2 tRNA genes and 1 rRNA gene are annotated in these 1,847 nt (G+C 46.6%); all 3 read left to right on the forward strand.

From position 1 onward, the window contains the following. Positions 1-15 precede the first annotated feature (15 nt). Positions 16-92: transfer RNA gene (locus J582_RS24930), tRNA-Ile, on the forward strand. 55 nt (positions 93-147) lie between these two features. Next, a tRNA-Ala gene (locus J582_RS24935) sits at positions 148-223 on the forward strand. A gap of 351 nt (positions 224-574) precedes the next feature. Then, positions 575-1,847 (forward strand): 23S ribosomal RNA (locus J582_RS0105530); the annotation flags it as partial.

A 1,847-nucleotide genomic window follows, 5' to 3' on the forward strand; every position in this document is an offset into this window, starting at 1 on the left:
CATAGATGTATCTGAGGGTCTGTAGCTCAGTTGGTTAGAGCACACGCTTGATAAGCGTGGGGTCACAAGTTCAAGTCTTGTCAGACCCACCATGACTTTGACTGGTTAAAGTTATAGATAAAAGATACATGACTGATGATGTAAGCTGGGGACTTAGCTTAGTTGGTAGAGCGCCTGCTTTGCACGCAGGAGGTCAGGAGTTCGACTCTCCTAGTCTCCACCAGAACTTAAGATAAGTTCGGATTACAGAAATTAGTAAATGAGATTTCGGTCTTGGTTTATTAACTTCTGTGATTTAAGTATCACGGTATTAAGCATGACCTGACGAAGGCATGTTTATTCATTAACAGATTGGCAAAATTGAGTCTGAAATAAATTGTTCACTCAAGAGTTTAGATTAAGCAATTAATCTGAATGAATTGAGAACTAGCAAATTAACTGAATCAAGCGTTTTGGTATATGAATTTAGATTGAAGCTGTACAGTGTTTAAGTACACAGACAACAGATAGTAGCGATGAAGAATCGCACGGACAACACTCACTTGTAGGTGTTGACGACTGTTTGGGGTTGTATAGTCAAGTAATTAAGTGCATGTGGTGGATGCCTTGGCAGTCAGAGGCGATGAAAGACGTGATAGCCTGCGAAAAGCTCCGGGGAGGCGGCAAATATCCTTTGATCCGGAGATGTCTGAATGGGGGAACCCACCTACTTTAAGGTAGGTATTGCAACATGAATACATAGTGTTGCAAGGCGAACGAGGGGAAGTGAAACATCTCAGTACCCTTAGGAAAAGAAATCAATTGAGATTCCCTCAGTAGCGGCGAGCGAACGGGGATCAGCCCATTAAGTTATGTGTGTTTTAGTGGAACGCTCTGGGAAGTGCGAACGTAGAGGGTGATATTCCCGTACACGAAAGGGCACACATAATGATGACGAGTAGGGCGAGGCACGTGAAACCTTGTCTGAATATGGGGGGACCATCCTCCAAGGCTAAATACTCCTGACTGACCGATAGTGAACCAGTACCGTGAGGGAAAGGCGAAAAGAACCCCTGTGAGGGGAGTGAAATAGATCCTGAAACCGCATGCATACAAGCAGTGGGAGCACCTTCGTGGTGTGACTGCGTACCTTTTGTATAATGGGTCAGCGACTTATATTCAGTAGCGAGGTTAACCGTATAGGGGAGCCGTAGAGAAATCGAGTCTTAATAGGGCGTTTAGTTGCTGGGTATAGACCCGAAACCAGGCGATCTATCCATGAGCAGGTTGAAGGTTGGGTAACACTAACTGGAGGACCGAACCCACTGTCGTTGAAAAGCCAGGGGATGACTTGTGGATAGGGGTGAAAGGCTAATCAAGCCTGGTGATAGCTGGTTCTCCCCGAAAGCTATTTAGGTAGCGCCTCGGACGAATACCATAGGGGGTAGAGCACTGTTTCGGCTAGGGGGTCATCCCGACTTACCAAACCGATGCAAACTCCGAATACCTATGAGTACTATCCGGGAGACAGACTGCGGGTGCTAACGTCCGTAGTCAAGAGGAAAACAATCCAGACCGCCAGCTAAGGCCCCAAAATCATAGTTAAGTGGGAAACGATGTGGGAAGGCATAGACAGCTAGGAGGTTGGCTTAGAAGCAGCCACCCTTTAAAGAAAGCGTAATAGCTCACTAGTCGAGTCGGCCTGCGCGGAAGATGTAACGGGGCTAAAACTATGTGCCGAAGCTGCGGATTTGACATTAGTCAAGTGGTAGGGGAGCGTTCTGTAAGCCGATGAAGGTGTATTGAGAAGTATGCTGGAGGTATCAGAAGTGCGAATGCTGACGTGAGTAACGACAAAACGGGTGAAA

Source organism: Acinetobacter sp. 1566109, from assembly GCF_000582255.1.
In the GTDB taxonomy this organism is placed as follows: domain Bacteria; phylum Pseudomonadota; class Gammaproteobacteria; order Pseudomonadales; family Moraxellaceae; genus Acinetobacter; species Acinetobacter nosocomialis.